13 protein-coding genes are annotated in these 17,301 nt (G+C 36.7%); 11 read left to right on the top strand and 2 right to left on the bottom strand.

Annotated features, from left to right (window positions below; translation table 11 throughout):
- The first annotated feature begins 75 nt into the window (after window positions 1-75).
- The 3 genes from ACW2QF_RS09985 to ACW2QF_RS09975 all read left to right on the top strand — a co-directional run bounded on the left by ACW2QF_RS09985 (window position 76) and on the right by ACW2QF_RS09975 (window position 2,626).
- Window positions 76-1,314, top strand: coding sequence for an aminotransferase-like domain-containing protein (locus tag ACW2QF_RS09985; protein ID WP_455715856.1), 1,239 nt, complete (start codon window positions 76-78; stop codon window positions 1,312-1,314).
- Window positions 1,315-1,333: 19 nt separating this feature from the next.
- Entirely contained in the window at window positions 1,334-2,269 is a 936-nt protein-coding gene (locus ACW2QF_RS09980) for a helix-turn-helix transcriptional regulator (protein ID WP_455715855.1), read from the top strand.
- Window positions 2,270-2,362: 93 nt separating this feature from the next.
- Window positions 2,363-2,626, top strand: a complete 264-nt coding sequence (locus ACW2QF_RS09975) for a zinc ribbon domain-containing protein (RefSeq protein WP_455715854.1) — start codon at window positions 2,363-2,365, stop codon at window positions 2,624-2,626.
- Between the two features lie 149 nt (window positions 2,627-2,775).
- On the opposite strand, the gene ACW2QF_RS09970 is transcribed toward ACW2QF_RS09975, so the two are convergent.
- Entirely contained in the window at window positions 2,776-4,323 is a 1,548-nt protein-coding gene (locus tag ACW2QF_RS09970) for an AbgT family transporter (protein ID WP_455715853.1), read from the bottom strand.
- 393 nt (window positions 4,324-4,716) lie between these two features.
- On the opposite strand from ACW2QF_RS09970, the gene metF reads away from it, so the two are divergent.
- From metF to ACW2QF_RS09955, 3 genes are all read left to right on the top strand, one after another.
- Window positions 4,717-5,586: a methylenetetrahydrofolate reductase [NAD(P)H] gene (metF, locus tag ACW2QF_RS09965; RefSeq protein ID WP_455715852.1), complete on the top strand. Its 870-nt coding sequence runs from the start codon at window positions 4,717-4,719 to the stop codon at window positions 5,584-5,586.
- 28 nt (window positions 5,587-5,614) lie between these two features.
- On the top strand, window positions 5,615-7,447 hold the full coding sequence (gene recQ / locus ACW2QF_RS09960) for a DNA helicase RecQ (protein ID WP_455715851.1): 1,833 nt from the start codon (window positions 5,615-5,617) through the stop codon (window positions 7,445-7,447).
- 483 nt (window positions 7,448-7,930) lie between these two features.
- The gene (locus ACW2QF_RS09955) at window positions 7,931-11,725 is read left to right on the top strand and encodes a starch-binding protein (protein WP_455715850.1); all 3,795 of its coding nucleotides are present in this window, start codon (window positions 7,931-7,933) and stop codon (window positions 11,723-11,725) included.
- A 116-nt stretch (window positions 11,726-11,841) separates the two neighbouring features.
- On the opposite strand, the gene ACW2QF_RS09950 is transcribed toward ACW2QF_RS09955, so the two are convergent.
- A complete protein-coding gene (locus ACW2QF_RS09950) occupies window positions 11,842-12,363 on the bottom strand; it encodes an ECF transporter S component (RefSeq protein ID WP_455715849.1) in 522 nt (173 codons plus the stop codon).
- A gap of 304 nt (window positions 12,364-12,667) precedes the next feature.
- On the opposite strand from ACW2QF_RS09950, the gene ACW2QF_RS09945 reads away from it, so the two are divergent.
- The 5 genes from ACW2QF_RS09945 to ACW2QF_RS09925 all read left to right on the top strand — a co-directional run.
- Window positions 12,668-13,567 carry a D-alanine--D-alanine ligase gene (locus tag ACW2QF_RS09945; RefSeq protein WP_455715848.1) on the top strand — a complete coding sequence of 300 codons (900 nt, stop codon included), beginning with the start codon at window positions 12,668-12,670 and terminating at the stop codon, window positions 13,565-13,567.
- Between the two features lie 56 nt (window positions 13,568-13,623).
- Entirely contained in the window at window positions 13,624-15,102 is a 1,479-nt protein-coding gene (locus ACW2QF_RS09940) for an aminotransferase-like domain-containing protein (RefSeq protein ID WP_455715847.1), read from the top strand.
- Window positions 15,103-15,427: 325 nt separating this feature from the next.
- On the top strand, window positions 15,428-16,237 hold the full coding sequence (locus ACW2QF_RS09935) for a class I SAM-dependent methyltransferase (protein WP_455715846.1): 810 nt from the start codon (window positions 15,428-15,430) through the stop codon (window positions 16,235-16,237).
- A gap of 156 nt (window positions 16,238-16,393) precedes the next feature.
- Entirely contained in the window at window positions 16,394-16,771 is a 378-nt protein-coding gene (locus tag ACW2QF_RS09930; RefSeq protein ID WP_455715845.1) for a GntR family transcriptional regulator, read from the top strand.
- On the top strand, window positions 16,764-17,301 hold a 538-nt coding region (locus tag ACW2QF_RS09925; RefSeq protein ID WP_455715844.1), incomplete at its 3' end, for an ABC transporter ATP-binding protein. The genes ACW2QF_RS09930 and ACW2QF_RS09925, both read left to right, overlap by 8 nt.

The following is a 17,301-nucleotide window of genomic DNA, read 5'->3' as shown; positions in this document are numbered from 1 at the left end:
TGGATATAGACCTAACTGGCTGTTAGGTACTTTAACCATAAACATATTGTAGTAGAAAGGGGTATGGTTATTAATATGGCAAGTTATAATGAATTTAGTTCTGAATCTAATTATCCTAAAGAGTTCTCGCTCATCTCAGATCGTATGCTCAATACGAATCCATCCTTTATTCGAGAAATACTTAAAGTAACCGATAAACCAGAAATGATATCTTTTGCTGGTGGGTTGCCAAATCCTATATCATTTCCAAAAGAAGAACTGAAGGATTCTATGAACCGTATTGTTGAACAATATGGAGATAAAGTTTTCCAATATTCTACTACAGAAGGATACCGACCACTACGTGAGTGGATTGCAAAACGATATCAAGATAGGTATCGTTTATCGGTTGATGCAGATGATATTATAATTACAACGGGGTCTCAGCAAGGTCTTGATTTGATGGGAAAAGTTCTTTTGAATAAAGGGGATAAGATTTGCCTTGAGAAACCAGGATATCTTGGTGCAATTCAAGCATTTTCTCTATATGAACCGGAATTTATGGCTATTTCATTATTAGAGGATGGCATTGATTTAGAAGAGTTGGAAGAAGTGCTTGAACTTTACGAAGTTAAATTATTGTATGTAGTACCAAACTTTCAAAACCCTACAGGACTTACCTATTCAAGACAAAAGAGAGAAGAATTATGTGCATTACTTGAGAGATTCAATACTGTACTGATTGAAGATGATCCGTATAGTGACTTGTCTTTTGAAGAAGAGGAACTTCCATACATAGGTGCTGGAAAGCTTGCAAATAGCGTATTGTTTGGATCTATTTCTAAGATAATAACACCGGGGCTTCGTTTAGGGTGGATTTGTACTAAGAATAAAGAGATTTTAGAGCAAGCAGCAGTAGCTAAACAAGCGTCAGATTTACACAGCAATATTTTCTCCCAGTATTTAATTTATGATTATATAATGAACAACGATTTACGTAAACATATAGATGAGATTTGCAAGTTGTATAAGGAACAAAGTGAAGTTATGTTAAATGCAATTAAGAAGTACTTCCCAAAGGAGGTAAAGGTAACGAGACCAAAAGGTGGTATGTTTATGTGGGCAGAGTTACCAAAGGGGATGTTAAGTGCTGAATTATTTGATATGGCACTACAAGAAAATGTTGCTTTTGTACCTGGGGATCCATTCTATACGAAAGAAGAGAAAGTGAATACATTACGATTGAATTATACGAACTCAGATGCTACTATGATAGAAGAAGGAATAAAAAGGTTAGGTAAGGTAATGAGAATTTACCTAGGTGAAAAGGAATAACGAAGGGGAGATGGAAACTATGAACCGATTGTTTGAGATTCTTTATATATTATTACAAAAACGATGTATAACAGCAAAGGAATTGGCAGATCGGTTTGAGGTTTCTGTTCGTACTATATACAGAGATATCGATGCACTTAGTTTTGCCGGTGTGCCGGTATATACGAAAAAAGGGCGTTATGGTGGAATCTATTTGCTTGATAATTATGTATTCGATAAGAGTTTAGTTTCTAAATCAGAGCAGAGGGATATTCTTGCTGCACTTGAGAGTATGGCAGAAGTTGAAAAAGGAAGTACAGATGAAATTCTATCTAAGTTACGAAACATATTTCAGATGGGACAGCCAAGATGGCTTGCTATGGATTTCTCAGATTGGAGTAACCTGAAACAAGAACTATATGCCAATCTAAAACATGCAATTGTCCATCATAAAAGAGTAGAATTTCAGTATTATAATCGTTCTGGAGAGGTTACGGAGCGTATCGTAGAACCTTTGCAATTATGGTTTAAGGATTATACATGGTATTTGAAAGCATATTGTGTGAAGAAAAAGGGATTACGAGTATTTAAGCTAAATCGTATTCAAATGGCTACCGTCTTGGAGGAATCGTTTGAAGAAGAATATAGCAAAAGAATTAAGTGTTTAGAAGAGAACCAATGGGGAAATGTTGAAACATATGAGCAGAATTTGATACAAAAGGCCGATGAAATTATAACAATAACTTTATTAATTGATAAGTCCCAGGGATACCGAGTATATGATAATTTTGAAACCGAGTTCTTAACAAAACTAGAGGATGGGAACTACTTAATTAAAGCTAGATATGTTCTAGATAATTGGGTGTATGAAATGATTCTATCTTATGGAAAGTATGTAAAAGTTATTGAACCTGAGTTTGTAAGGGAAAATATACGTAATCGATTATTGGAAACTTTAGATTTATATAAAGATTAATTCTTTGAGGTAATATGACATTCGTTGTCAGGTAATACATGTTAGGATACTATATGTAAAACAAATCTATTGAATAGTAAAGGAGAATGTATTATGGAAACAAAGATATGTCAAAGTTGTGGAATGCCAATGACCGAGGAAGCACATTTTGGTAAAAATGCAGATGGTAGTAAGAATGAAGAATATTGTTGCTATTGTTATCCGAACGGTTCGTTTGGAAAAGATGAAACAATGGAAGAGATGATTGAATGTTGTGTTCCATACATGATACAAGATGGAACGTGTAACACAAAAGAGGAAGCAAGAAAGATGTTAACTAGTTATCTTCCAACACTAAAAAGGTGGAGAACGAATTAACCATGTATGATTGACATGGTGGAAACTTAATAGAAAGAATTCATCTATTGGTAAAAAATAATCCTAAGAAGTGGAATGCCTATGACGAACATTTAAATTCGCCATAGGCACACACTTTCTTGGGATATTTTATTTTATATGGATACCTACTAGAATCCTAGTGGAATCTTGAAGAAGATAAATCCAAGTAATAATATTGTCCAGCAAATTATGAAGGTAATTGAATATGGGAACATAGCTGAAATTAAGTTACCCACAGAGAAATCTTCTTTGTATTTTCTCATATAGATTAGGACAATGCCTGCATAACTCATAAGTGGAGTGATGATGTTTGTTGAAGAGTCTGCTAAACGATAAGCAGCAGCAACAACATCAGGAGTCATACTACTATTTGCTTGATATAACATTGGAATAAAGATTGGTCCAAGTAACATCCATTTTGTAGTAAGACCACCAACGAAAAGATTGATTATTGCTGTGATAATAATAAATCCAATAATTTTGTTTGTTGGTGAACCTGTAAGATTTAGAGCTTCTAGTAAGTTAGCACCAAGGTAAGTAATGTACGTACCTAAATTACTATAAGTTAATAATGCTAAGAAGTTGTAACTAAAGAATGTTAGTACGATAACGTATCCCATTCCACCAATTTGTTTGGACATTGAAGAAACAACGTCACTTGCTTTTTTGAATTTACCAATTGCCATACCATAGAATAAACCACTTGTGAAGAATACGAATGTGATTAATAAGATGATATTATCAAGATATGGCGTTACTTTTTCACCAGCTTCATCTACATATGGAGCAAGTGGTCCAATTGCTATTAATACACTTAAAGCAAATGAAATTAGGAATCCAAGACCAGCCCATCTAAGAGCTTTCTTTTCTTCTTTTGTTACACCATATTCGTTTAAGTTGAAATCTTGTGGAACTGTATAGCTAATTTTCTCGAATTTTGGACGAACAAAACGATTTGTAATAAAACCGCCAAGTAAAACCAACATAAATGTTGATGCAACCATGAAGATATAGTGCATCATAATTGGATTGATCGATTTCCCTAAGTATGAAACGAAAGGAACACCTTGGCTTTCTGCAAAGACTTGTGCATTCTTACCAATAACGATATCAACTACAGTAGCTGGAACTAAGTTGGCACTGAAACCAGCAGATACACCAGCAAATGCTGCGAACATACCAATTAACGGATTTTTCTTAAGTCCAAGGTATAATAAACCTGCTAAAGGAATTAAGATAATATATCCAGCATCTGTTGCGATATTACTCATAATACCTAAGAATACTAATAAATAAGGTAACAAACGTTCTGGTATGTTTCCGCCTACCTTACGGATTAAAGCTCCAAGAAGACCAGATTCTTCTGCAATACCGATACCGAACATTACGATAAGGATTGTACCAAGGATACCATTTGCATATGCTAACCAGTTATTTAATAGTGCGTTATCAAAGATCCAACGAACATTTTCTGCTTGAAACATGTTCTTAATTTCATAAACCACATTGGAACCATCATTACCAAGAGTCTCAAATGTTGTACCACCGAATAATCCTGTGATCAACATTACAAAGATGTATAAGCAGATAAAGATGATTACTGGATCCGGGATCTTGGAACCAACACGTTCAATAAAGGATACTTTCGTCTTTTTTGTTTCTTTGTTGTTTCTCATAACTATCCTACCTTTTCTTTTTTAGTTTCAATTAATACCATTACATTATATTAGCATTGATTAATTCCGTCAAGTTTATTGCATATATATAATCAATGAAAATGACGGATTATGCAAGAAAATAATTATGACAGTTAAGGAGCTTTGTAGTAATCGAGAGAAAAACAGGAAGATAGTGACGAAAAATGTTTAAAAATTTCATAATATATAGATGAAAAAGTAAAAAATAACTCAAATATGAGATGAATTACCATTACAGGTAATTGGAAAATGCAAGTAGTATTAATCGGACTTGCATTTTAGAGTAGAATTATAAAACATTATAGAAAAAGAAGCAAAAAAACGGTATAATGAAAACAGTTAACATAATGAAGGAGGAGTAATAAGGTAAGAATGAAGATTAGAGATATATTAAGCAAAAAACAACCCTCTTTATCATTTGAAGTTTTCCCGCCAAAGCAGGATAGTGATTATGAAAAAGTGGAAGAGGCAACGGTTAAGATAGCAGCACTTAAACCAGCTTTCATGAGTGTTACGTATGGAGCAGGTGGTGGTACAAGTAAACATACAGTAGATATAGCGACAACTTTAAAGAACAATTGTGGAGTAACTCCATTAGCACATCTGACTTGTGCTTCATCTACGAAAGAGGAAGTAGCTATTCAGTTAGATAGGTTACAAGAACATGGGATAGAGAATATACTAGCTTTACGAGGAGACAAAGTAGCAGGAAGAGAGATGACTGGAGCTAATGAATATCAATATGCTTCGGAATTAGTACAAGCAATCAAGAGTTACGGTGATTTTTGTATAGGGGCTGCTTGCTATCCAGAAGGTCATGTGGAAGCGACTAGTCGTAAAGAAGATATCATACATCTGAGAGAGAAAGTAGATGCGGGGTGCGACTTCTTAACAACACAAATGTTTTTTGATAATAACATCCTATATAATTATATGTATCAATTAAGAGAAGCAGGGATTTTTATACCTGTGATTGCGGGTATTATGCCTGTTACGAATTTTGCTCAGATTAAGAGAATCTGTGAATTATCAGGTACTGTATTACCACAAAGATTTAAGGCAATTGTAGAGAAATTCGGTGATAATAAGGAGGCGATGGAGCAAGCAGGAATAGCATATGCCACAGATCAAATCATAGATTTGTATGCCAATGGAGTAAATGCAGTTCATGTTTATTCTATGAATAAGCCGGAAGTAGCTAGTAGGATCTATCATAATATCTCTAAGATCATTGGAGCATAGGGTGTAACCTATATGAAAGGAAAATGTAATGAATAAATACCAGGTGCTTAAGAAATATTTTGGATATGATTCCTTTCGAGAAGGACAGGAAGTCTTGATTGATAGTATCCTTAAAGGACAAGATACTCTTGGGATTATGCCAACAGGTGCAGGAAAATCCATTTGCTATCAGATTCCAGCTTTAGTTATGCAAGGAATTACTCTAGTAATTTCTCCACTCATCTCTTTAATGAAGGATCAGGTGGGAGCTTTGAATCAAGCAGGTGTGCATGCAGCATACCTGAACAGTTCACTAACATACAACCAATATTGTCTTGCATTATCTTACGCTAGACAAGGAAAATATAAGATTATCTATGTTGCACCAGAAAGATTAACCACAGACGAGTTCCTTTCCTTTGCTAAAGAAGCGGATATCTCTATGATAAGTATTGATGAGGCACACTGTGTCTCACAATGGGGACAAGATTTTAGGCCAAGTTATCTTAAGATTGTAGAGTTTATCGATCAGTTGCCAAGACGTCCGGTGGTTAGTGCATTTACGGCGACAGCTACCTTAGAGGTTCGGGAAGATATAATTAAGATTCTAAAACTTAGAAATCCACAATTATTAATTACTGGTTTTGATCGTAAGAACTTATCCTATCAAGTGGTAAAACCAAGTGACAAGTATGAGTATGTACGTAATTATGTTAGTTCCAATTCTGATAAGAGTGGAATTATCTATTGCCTTACAAGAAAGACTGTAGAAGAGGTAAGTGAGAGATTACAAAGAGAAGGGGTAAAAGTTACCCGCTATCATGCTGGTCTCTCTGATGAAGAAAGAATACGAAATCAAGATGATTTCATATACGATACAAAGCCAGTTATGGTTGCTACTAACGCATTTGGAATGGGAATAGATAAATCCAACGTTAGCTATGTTATACACTATAACATGCCGAAGAATATAGAAAGCTATTATCAAGAAGCGGGTAGAGCTGGAAGGGATGGGGAACCAGCAGAATGTATTCTACTATATAATGGCCAAGATGTCATTATGAATCAATACTTGATTGATCAGAACCGAGACAATGAAGTGCTTGATTATGAGACTTTAGAATTGGTAAAAAGGCGTGACCGTGATCGCTTGAAGAAGATGATATATTATTGTATGACGACAGATTGTTTACGAGAATATGTATTGCAGTACTTTGGAGAACAAGGAGAGACGTATTGTGGTAATTGTTCCAATTGTTTAACAGAGTTTGCTACAATGGATATTACGAAGGCTGCCAATGCGATAGCTACATGCGTAAGAGAATGTAGAGAGCGTTTTGGAGTAACTATAATACTGGATACGGTACATGGAAGTAAGGGTGCTAAGATTCAACAATATAGAATGGATAAGAATTCAACTTATGGAAGCCTTTCTGACATAACAGTAGCTAGATTACGACAGATTATGGATTACCTGATTCATAGAGAGTATCTAGTATTATCAAGTTCACAGTATCCGGTTGTAATGTTAGGTCAATTTGCTGATGAGATTTTAGAGGGAACAGAGTCAATCCTGATGAAAATAGCTGCAGAGGAAGAGAAGAAACCTTCGAAGACAGACAAGAGGAAGACGCATAGTCGTGTAGATATTAGTGATGAATTGTTCGAATTATTAAGACAGATACGAACTACAATTGCCAAAGAAGAGAAAGTCCCACCATATTTGGTTTTTGCAGATAAATCACTTGTTGATATGTGTAGCGTCATACCAGAGACAAAGGAAGAGATGCTGACTGTATCGGGTGTTGGTGAAGTAAAATATGAAAGATATGGTGAAAGATTCTTACTTGCAATAAAGGAATATAAAAATAGAGGGAAATAACTTAAGTCAATGACCTCCGAGATATGTCTCGTTGATCGAATTAATTAGTGGATAATATAAAGAATAGCCTTCAAACTCTCAAGCATGTTCTAAGCTTGTGAAGTTAGGAGGCTATTTTTTATAAGGATTAGGGTGTCTAAAGCTTTTCTTTGGTATTGAATACAAAGTGTGTAATGTGTGTATAGAAATATTGCATTATAAATTTTGAAATTAGAGGATTAAGATTGTGGATTCTAATATTGCAATATAACGAGATATATAAATGTGTTAGTACAAATAAACATAAAAAAGAAAAAGTTTACAATTTTATTATTGACAATACATAAATTGGTATGATAAATTAAATTTATAGAATTCGAAATATTTCGAAAAGAATGTTTGTCTGGGGTATACAAATCAGGAAAATGAGTTGGGAAGAGAAATTTTTGTGAATTTTACATATGCTTTACGGTATGTGAAAAATATATTTTATGGGGGATTTTTATGCAAAAAACAAGAAAAATGTTAAGCAGTCTGTTCATTGTATTGGTCGTTTTATTTCAGTCGACCTTTAGTGCATTTGCCATGGATAATACGGCAGTACAGACACAAGAGACCAGTACCCAGGAGGTTACTTCTGCGGCACAGGCGACCTCGGAAGCGGATGCTTCCACCTTTTCATGGGACAACGCGACCGTATATTTTGCCTTGTCCGACCGTTTTTCTAACGGTGACACCAGTAACGACCATTCTTATGGACGCGAGCTTGATCAGAACGGCAAAGTTTATTCTAATTATTTAACGGAACCGGCCACTTTTCATGGAGGAGATCTAAAAGGTCTGACTAAGAAAGTGAATGAAGGCTATTTTACCAATCTGGGAGTAAATGCCATCTGGATTACGGCGCCTTATGAGCAGATTCATGGTTGGTTGGGAGCAGACAGTTTCCGGCACTATGCATATCATGGGTATTATACTCTGGATTATACCAATGTAGATGCCAATATGGGTACAGCAGAGGATCTGAAGACCTTTATTGATACCGCTCATGAAAATGGAATTCGTGTAATTTTTGATGTAGTTATGAACCATGCGGGGTATGCTACACTCAAGGATATGAATGATTTCAATTTCGGTTCTCTGGCCAGTAATTGGAAGGATTACTATTATTCCGACTCTACCAATGCTCTATGGAGTAAGGACTATCTTTACATGAATAAGGACTCCGCAAACTGGGCGAACTGGTGGGGAAATGCCTGGATTCGTGAATCACATGGCTTCAATGGATATACCGGAAGTGAAAGCGGTGACGATCAAACCATGTGTCTTGCAGGGTTGCCGGATTTTAAGACCGAGACGACGAATGATCCTGGAATTCCGAAACTTCTTGAAAATAAGTGGAAGAGCGAAGGGCGTTATACTCAGGAAGTGACTGAATTGAATAAATTCTTTAGTACCAGTGGTCTTAACCGACAGGTATCAAATTATCAGGTGAAATGGCTGACTGACTGGGTACGTGAATATGGTGTGGATGGTTTCCGTGTGGATACCGCCAAGCATGTGCAGCTGGATGTATGGAAAACACTGAAAGAACAGTCTGTTATTGCATTAAAAGAGTGGAAAGCCAATAATCCGGACAAGGCTCTAGATGATCTTGATTTCTGGATGACCGGCGAATCATGGGGACATGGTGTATCTTCTTCTTCTTCCTATTTCTCTAATGGGTTTGATTCCATGATTAACTTTGGATTCCAGGGAGTGCCCGCAAATATGTCCTCTTTGGAAACAACTTACAGCAATTATGCCAATGTAATCAACAGTAGCAGCAGTAATGTGAATTATCTCAGTTATATTTCGTCCCATGATACAAGCCTCTATAACCGGAGTGATCTTATCAACGGAGGTACGGCACTGTTGCTGGCACCGGGCGCCGTACAGATTTTTTATGGTGATGAAACAGCGAGACCATTGGATTTTCTCAATTGTACATATACGGATCAGAAATATCGTTCCGACATGAACTGGAATTCGATAAATCAGACAGTGCTGGCTCACTGGCAGAAGTTAGGGCAGTTCCGCGACAAACATATTGCAATCGGAGCTGGACAACATAAGCTCATCAACAGTTCTCCGTATACCTTTAGCCGAACCTATGATGAGAATGGAATTACGGATGGAGTTATTGTAGTTGTTGGTGCCAGCGGAGCCACTACGGTGGATGTTAGCTCAGTGTTTGGAGACGGAACGCTTCTGACAGATTATTATACCGGAGCTCAGGCAAAGGTTTCTAACGGAAAAGTCACATTTACGGCTGGAACCAATGGTGTTATATTGATTGAGGGTCCGAATAACCAACCTTCTGTTTGGATTGACCAGAACCAAGGCGGATTCTATACCGACGCCATGACTGTAAGTATGAATTTTAAAAATGCAGATACGGCTACTTATTCACTCAATGATTCTGAAGCAGTGAAATATGTTTCGGGAGATACCATTACGTTTGGTGAAGGTGCCGCTTTTGGAACTGTCTTCACCCTAAAACTTATTGCGAAGAACGCTGACGGTATTACTATTACCAAAACCTATACCTTTACGAAGGAAGATCCGGACCAGGTATTAACCGTACACTACTATAAACCGTCCAGTTGGGGAACACCAAATATTTATTATTATGATGAAACGGTATCCCCAAAGAAGGAAGGAGCAGCATGGCCGGGAGTAGGCATGACCAGTGAGGGAGACGGATGGTATGTTTATAACATTCCACTTTGGAAGGAGGCTTCTGTAATCTTTAACTATTCCGGGAGTCAGATTCCGGGAGCGCAGCAGGCTGGATATCGGATAACAACGGAATCTTGGATTAAAGATGGTGTAATTTATACACAGAATCCCAATAATCCGACGCCTATTGTCTCCATTGATGCGAATGAGGGAGATTTCTACACGGATACCCTGACAATCACTCCGACGTTGACAGGTGCAGTCACAGCTTCCTATACGGTAAATGGCTCTTCGGAAACCACTCTGGTTTCTGGAGATGAGATTGTAATCGGTGAGGATGCGGCAATCGGCACGACCTTTGTTTTGGAAATTAAGGCAGTGAATGCCAATGGAACTACTACCAAGACCTATACCTTTACCAAGGCAGAAGAACCAGAGGAGATTACCTTTACCGTACACTACTATAAGCCGTCCAGTTGGGGAACACCAAATATTTATTATTATGATGAAACGGTATCCCCAAAGAAGGAAGGAAAAGCATGGCCAGGAACAGCCATGTCCGATGAAGGAGATGGATGGTATTCCTACACTATTACTGGTTGGGAGAAGGCATATGTGATCTTTAACTACTCCGGAAATCAGATTCCGGGAGCGCAGCAGACCGGATATCTGGTAACAACGGAATCTTGGATTAAAGATGGTGTAATTTATACACAGAACCCCAATAATCCGGCGCCTATTGTCTCCATTGATGCGAATGAGGGAGATTTCTACACGGATACACTGACAATCACTCCGACGTTGACCAATACAGTCACAGCTTCCTATACGGTAAATGACTCTTCGGAAACCACTCTGGTTTCTGGAGATGAGATTGTAATCGGTCAGGATGCGGCAATCGGCACGACATTTGTTTTGAAAATTAAGGCAGTGAATGCCAATGGAACTACTACCAAGACTTATACCTTTACCAAGGCAGAAGAACCAGAGGAGAATACCTTTACCGTACACTACTATAAGCCATCCAGCTGGGGAACACCAAATATTTATTATTATGATGAAACGGTATCCCCAAAGAAGGAAGGAAAAGCATGGCCAGGAACAGCCATGTCCGATGAAGGAGATGGATGGTATTCCTACACTATTACTGGTTGGGAGAAGGCATATGTAATCTTTAATAGCAACGGCAGCCAGATACCTTCGTCAGGACAGACTGGATATCTGATAAAGGCAGATTCGTGGATTAAAGATGGCGTTATTACAACAGAAAAACCGGAAACTACGTTGATTGCCGTAACCTTTGTGATAAAAAATGCAACGACCGTTTTGGGGCAGGAGGTATATATTGCAGGAAACATAGCTGAACTTGGAAGCTGGAATACCGCAAATGCAATTGAAACAGAAATCTCCGAGTATCCGACATGGACAGTAACAGTTAATCTGCCTGCAGGGGAAACGATACAGTTTAAAGGAATTAAGAAGGATTCCAGCGGGGGAGTAGTTTGGGAAAGCTGTTCTAATCATACGTATACCGTACCTTCCACAGGTAATGGAGCAGTAACGGTAAACTGGAGTTAGCCTTTTTCTTTGTACACTCTAATGTCATGATCCCGGCATCATGTCATTTAGTTAAGCTATCTATCTAAAATTATAGGGTCTGTTGCAAACTATTACGTTTGAAACAGGCCCTTGTTCTATTCATTAATAACTCGTAAAATATCAGAATCTTTCAATAAAGGATAGAGGATAGTTACAGTTATAATACCAAAAGTCGTTTGTGCAATATTTCCTGGTATGCCTGAGGCAGCAGCCGCAAAACCATAACCAATACAGATACTTTCGTATAGATAATATCCAATAACGATGACGAATGCTCCTGATAAACTACTCAGTATCGTTCTAGGTACGATCTTTTTAACTGTATTAACTAAGCATTTACTTAAGAATCCACAAGCCATGGCAGCTAGGGTCTTTATAATGAAAGTTCCTAATACATAAACGGTATAACCCGACAGTAGGTCAACAAACATGGAGCCAATGCCAGCAGCTAACCCGCCATATAAGGGGCCAAGTAATACACCAGATAGGAAAACAAGACCATCACCAAGATGGATATAACCGTTAGTAGGGCTTGGTATTTTTATTATTGTTGTTGCCACATATGTAAGAGCAGCCATTAATGCAGCGAATACGATCTTTTTTGTATTGTTTTTCATGTAATCCTCCTTTATTAACCATACAAATAACTATAATAAACAATTGGTATAATTAAAAGGTACAGAAAAACAAAAATTAATAGTGCCAGATTTTAGCATCCGAAACTACTTCTGTTTGAATATCGCTACGGGTATCTTTAACTTGATGACATTTGTCAACAAATAAACCACAGATGAATTAAGGAACCGTTTGAGTGGTACTACCAAAAAGATAAGATCGTTGTATACTAATGTAAGAAATAAGTTAAAACACATTGAAATAACTTTATACATGAAAAGTTAGTATAGAATAGGAGAGATTGACATGCGTATAGGAGTAATTATGGGAGGAATTTCAACAGAAAGAGAAATCAGTTTTCAATCTGGTGCTGAGGTTATGAAATACATGAACCGTGATAAATACGATCAAGTAATACCAATTATGATAGATGATAAGAAAGATGTAATGGAACGTGTGAAGGGGATTGATTTTGCATTCTTAGCATTACATGGAAAGTTTGGTGAAGATGGAACGATACAAGGAGCACTTGAAACATTAGGTATTCCCTATAGTGGTTGTGGGGTATTAAGTAGTGCCATCTGTATGAATAAAGCATTAACTAAAACAATTGTAAAACGATGTGGTTTAGCAACTCCGGATTGGGTAACTTTTAGAAGCATTGATGAAATTGATTATGAAGCAATTAATCGTCTTGGATATCCTGTATTCATTAAACCAAATCATGGTGGCTCTAGTGTTGCAACATTTTTCATACAAAAGGAAGAAGAAGTTAAGAATGCAGTACATGAGGTTCTCAAGTATGATACAGAAGCAATCGTTGAACAATATGTAGAAGGAAAAGAGATCACCTCATTTGTCTTAAATAGTGAAGTATTCCCAACGCTACTTATAGAAGCAAATAAAGGGGAATTCTTTAATTACGAATCAAAGTACCATGACCAAGGAGCAAAGGAAGAACCAGTAGAATTTCCAGAAGAACTACAGAATAAGATTAATGAAGTGTCAAAGATTATGTGGAGAGAACTGTATTGTAAATGCTATGTAAGATTTGACATGATTGTTGCTGGGGGTGTACCATATGTATTAGAAGCGAATACCCTACCTGGTTTAACAAGTGCAAGTTTAATACCAAAGAGTGCCAAAGCGAGAGGGATGGAATATCCTGAATTGCTTGATAAAATAATTGAGTATTCGATAAATTAGATTGATTGTACTATAGAGTTTTACATTTGTATTAATGTGCATTGAGGAGAATAACAATGTTGTTTCATGACCTAATGATTCATAATGAAAAACCGATATATGAGCAGATTGTAAATCATATCAAACACAGTATCCAGACAAATATGATTACACCTGATAGCAAGCTCCCTTCTACAAGGGAGCTATCTCAGGTTCTAGGAGTTAGTAGGAATACGGTATTATTAGCATATGAAACACTAGAAGCGGAGAATATAATCTATACCAAAAAAGGGAAAGGGACTTTTGTTACGAAAAGTGCCTTTAAGCGATATGGAAGAAAAGACTATAAAAATAAACAGGAAGCAAAATGGAATGTGGATTGGCAAGCGTGGGCCAATACATATTCTATTGAAGCTGAAAAGATGGATATTATTAAGAATGAGATTCCATGGAGTAAGGATCTGATATCATTTAAGAGTATCTCACCTGATGGAAAGTTGTTTGATTTAGAAGAATTCAAACGTTCTTTTCTATATCGATTATCTATAGAAGGAGATAAGATTCTAAACTATGGATATGCTAAGGGGTATAAACCGTTAATTGATTACTTGAAACAGTACATGCTAGAAAAGGGCGCTAGTGGAGAACACAAAGATATCATTATCACCAATGGATTTACAGAAGGATTTGAGATGATGATAGAGTCATTTACTAACCCTGGAGATTATGTATTGTGTGAAAATCCTACTCATAATACAGCCCTACGGATTATGAAGTTACATGGAATTCATACCATTGGGGTTCCTATGTTGGAAGATGGATTAGACATCAAGGTATTGGAGCAATATTTGAAACAGTACCCAGTACGATTCTTATATGTGATTCCATCTTATCACAACCCCACAGGAATTGTTATTGGGGATAAGAAGCGATATGAGATCTATGAGCTATGTAGAACATACAAAGTACCTATTATAGAAGATGGTTTTACAGAAGAATTGCTATACGGTAGCAGTCATATTACACCAATTGCCTCACTTGATTGTGACCGTAATGGAGTTATCTATATAGGTAGTTTCTCCAAAATCCTCTTCCCAGGATTAAGAATTGGTTGGGTTATGGGAGACAAGCGGGTGGTATCCTTATTAGAAAGTGTGAAGAGATGTAAGAATATCCATACCTCTTCCATCGATCAAGGTATCTTATATGAATATTTACAATCAGGAATATTAGAACGCCAGATGAAAAGGATGCGAAAGTCCTATAAAGAAAGATTTGAATATGCAAAGCATTGTGTGGAACAATATCTTGATCCTGCTTTCGTATGGGGAGATGGAGGATTGCATCTGTACGTAGGTCTTAGAGATGTACCTACAAGGGCATTATTACAAGCATGCCACAAGAGGAAAGTAATCTTTATGCCAGGAGATATATTCTCTTTAGACGATAGAGGAGAGTATTCATTGCGATTGGGATTATCTAGGGTATCCTTAGAAGAGATTGAAGAAGGAATTAAGATTATGGGTGAATGCTTGAGAGAACTAAGAGGTTCGTGAAAAAATAGATAGGGCAACGACTTAGTGATAGGAAATAATTGAAATATCATTAGGTCTGTGTTATATTAGTGCGATGGATAGAGAGTTAATCAGGCAATTAGGAAACTCTTCTCCGTGCATAAAGTATATCTGTGTTTTAAGGCTGTCTATTACAGTTTTCCTAAAATTGTGTAACTTACACATACAATATATTGTATGTGACGTACACACAATTCGTCAAACTGTAACGACAGACATAAAACACATTGATATGTCTTTATGCACTACAAAGAGTTTCGCAATTGCCTACAAAGCGTTAATAGAGGGAAGGAGTACGTTTGCTAGAATGAGTGAATTAGAGAAAGAACAAGCAAGTGAGATTTGTAAGCAGGAGAATGAAGAAGCATGGAATCAGCTTACTTATGAAGCTTGGATTAATAAATTTGGAACTTGCGATCAAGCGGCAGAAAGAATTCATAAGAATCCTGAAAAGATTTTGTCCGTATTATTACCTAAGTTTGGAGATGTGAACGGAAAGAAAATTGCCAACTTAATGGGATCCAATGGAACAAAGTCTGTAGCTTTAGGAATTCTTGGTGCCAATGCTACGGTTATGGATTTTTCTGAGGGAAATCGACGATATGCAATGGAATTAGCAGAGAGTGCAGGAGTACCTATCCGATATGTCCTTGAGAATGTAGTAGAGCTTCCAGAGGAAGAATTAACAGGAGATTATGATATCGTATTTGCTGAAATAGGAATTCTACATTATTTTACGGATTTGCGTCCATTGTTTAATACAGCATTTCGTTTATTGAAGAAAGATGGAATTTTTGTTGTACGTGATTTTCATCCAGTTAGCAATAAATTAATTACATCTCGTGGTACAACAGCTAAGATACGTAAACACAAGGTAACAGGGGATTATTTCAGTACAGAATTAGTTGAGAGCGAGATATCCTTTGCAAAATATATGCCGGACAGTGAAACGAGGAAAGTTTACCTTCGTAAATGGAATCTTGGAGAAATTATTACAGCTATGGCGCAGGTTGGTTTTCATATTGAGAGCTTAGACGAAGAACCCAATATGTCTTGTGAACAGTTTGACAAAGGAATCCCTAAAACATTCACTATAAAAGCAAAGAAAACTGAATAAGGAATAGATGGAAAGTAAAAGGCTAAAGCAATTGAAAGAAGTTGCTTTGGCCTTTTGCCTTACATGAAAATAATGTATTGACAAAATCTACATAATTAACTATACTAACTGTATTAAGATTAATAATACACTTAGTATGGTGGAAAGGAGAGTAGAATGATAGTAATTGATTATAAAGACAGACGGCCTATATACGAGCAAGTGGTGGATCGATTTCAAGAACTAATCTTGAATGGCGCTTTACCAGCAGATACGAAATTACCATCGGTTCGTAGTTTGGCAATGGAGTTATCGATTAATCCCAATACCATTCAAAGAGCTTATGCCACTTTAGAACAGAAAGGATATATCTATACTGTTAAAGGTAAGGGAAGTTTTATAGCGGGGGATGCGGAGTTGATGAATTTTAAGAAAATGGAAGCAATAAAACAGTTAGAGGATGCAATAAGTCAAGCTAAGAAGTCAGGTATTACTTATGATGAGATAGAAGAAACTTGTCAGTCAATTTATAAGGAGGAGCAAATCAATGATTGAAGCGATTAATGTAAGTAAGACATTTGATGATATCAAGGCTGTTGATCAGATAACTGCTACTATTAAGGAAGGAAATGTATTTGGGCTTGTTGGAACAAATGGGGCTGGTAAGAGTACTTTCCTTCGTATGATGAGTGGAATACTTAAGCCTGATAGTGGGGAGATCAAATTAGATGGTATGAATGTATATGAGAATATAGAAGCAAAAGAACGTTTCTTCTATATTTCAGATGAACAATTTTTCTTTCCAAATGCAACACCAAAAGATATGAGGGAGTTTTATCGTAGTATATATAAGGACTTTGATACAAGTCGATTCGATAAGTTACTTGGTCAGTTTGAATTAAGTCTAACAAGAAAAATTAACACATTTTCAATAGGTATGAAGAAGCAGCTTTCCGTTATATGTGGTATCTGTGCAAATACGAATTATCTATTCTGTGATGAGACATTCGATGGTCTAGATCCTGTTATGCGTCAAGCAGTTAAAAGTATATTTGCAAAAGAACTTTCTGAACGAGAGATGACAC

It is taken from the genome of Anaerosporobacter sp., from assembly GCF_965301125.1.
The sequence above is the reverse complement of the archived record's forward strand: the minus strand, read 5'-3'. Positions and strand labels throughout refer to the sequence as shown.

Bases quoted from the DNA above. Each gene is read 5' to 3' on its own strand.
- ACW2QF_RS09980 (WP_455715855.1), top strand. From the start codon at position 1,334: ATGAACCGATTGTTTGAGATTCTTTATATATTATTACAAAAACGATGT.
- ACW2QF_RS09935 (WP_455715846.1), top strand. From the start codon at position 15,428: ATGAGTGAATTAGAGAAAGAACAAGCAAGTGAGATTTGTAAGCAGGAG.
- ACW2QF_RS09955 (WP_455715850.1), top strand. From the start codon at position 7,931: ATGCAAAAAACAAGAAAAATGTTAAGCAGTCTGTTCATTGTATTGGTC.
- ACW2QF_RS09985 (WP_455715856.1), top strand. From the start codon at position 76: ATGGCAAGTTATAATGAATTTAGTTCTGAATCTAATTATCCTAAAGAG.
- ACW2QF_RS09945 (WP_455715848.1), top strand. From the start codon at position 12,668: ATGCGTATAGGAGTAATTATGGGAGGAATTTCAACAGAAAGAGAAATC.
- ACW2QF_RS09950 (WP_455715849.1), bottom strand. From the start codon at position 12,363: ATGAAAAACAATACAAAAAAGATCGTATTCGCTGCATTAATGGCTGCT.
- metF (WP_455715852.1), top strand. From the start codon at position 4,717: ATGAAGATTAGAGATATATTAAGCAAAAAACAACCCTCTTTATCATTT.
- ACW2QF_RS09940 (WP_455715847.1), top strand. From the start codon at position 13,624: ATGTTGTTTCATGACCTAATGATTCATAATGAAAAACCGATATATGAG.
- ACW2QF_RS09930 (WP_455715845.1), top strand. From the start codon at position 16,394: ATGATAGTAATTGATTATAAAGACAGACGGCCTATATACGAGCAAGTG.
- ACW2QF_RS09975 (WP_455715854.1), top strand. From the start codon at position 2,363: ATGGAAACAAAGATATGTCAAAGTTGTGGAATGCCAATGACCGAGGAA.
- recQ (WP_455715851.1), top strand. From the start codon at position 5,615: ATGAATAAATACCAGGTGCTTAAGAAATATTTTGGATATGATTCCTTT.
- ACW2QF_RS09970 (WP_455715853.1), bottom strand. From the start codon at position 4,323: ATGAGAAACAACAAAGAAACAAAAAAGACGAAAGTATCCTTTATTGAA.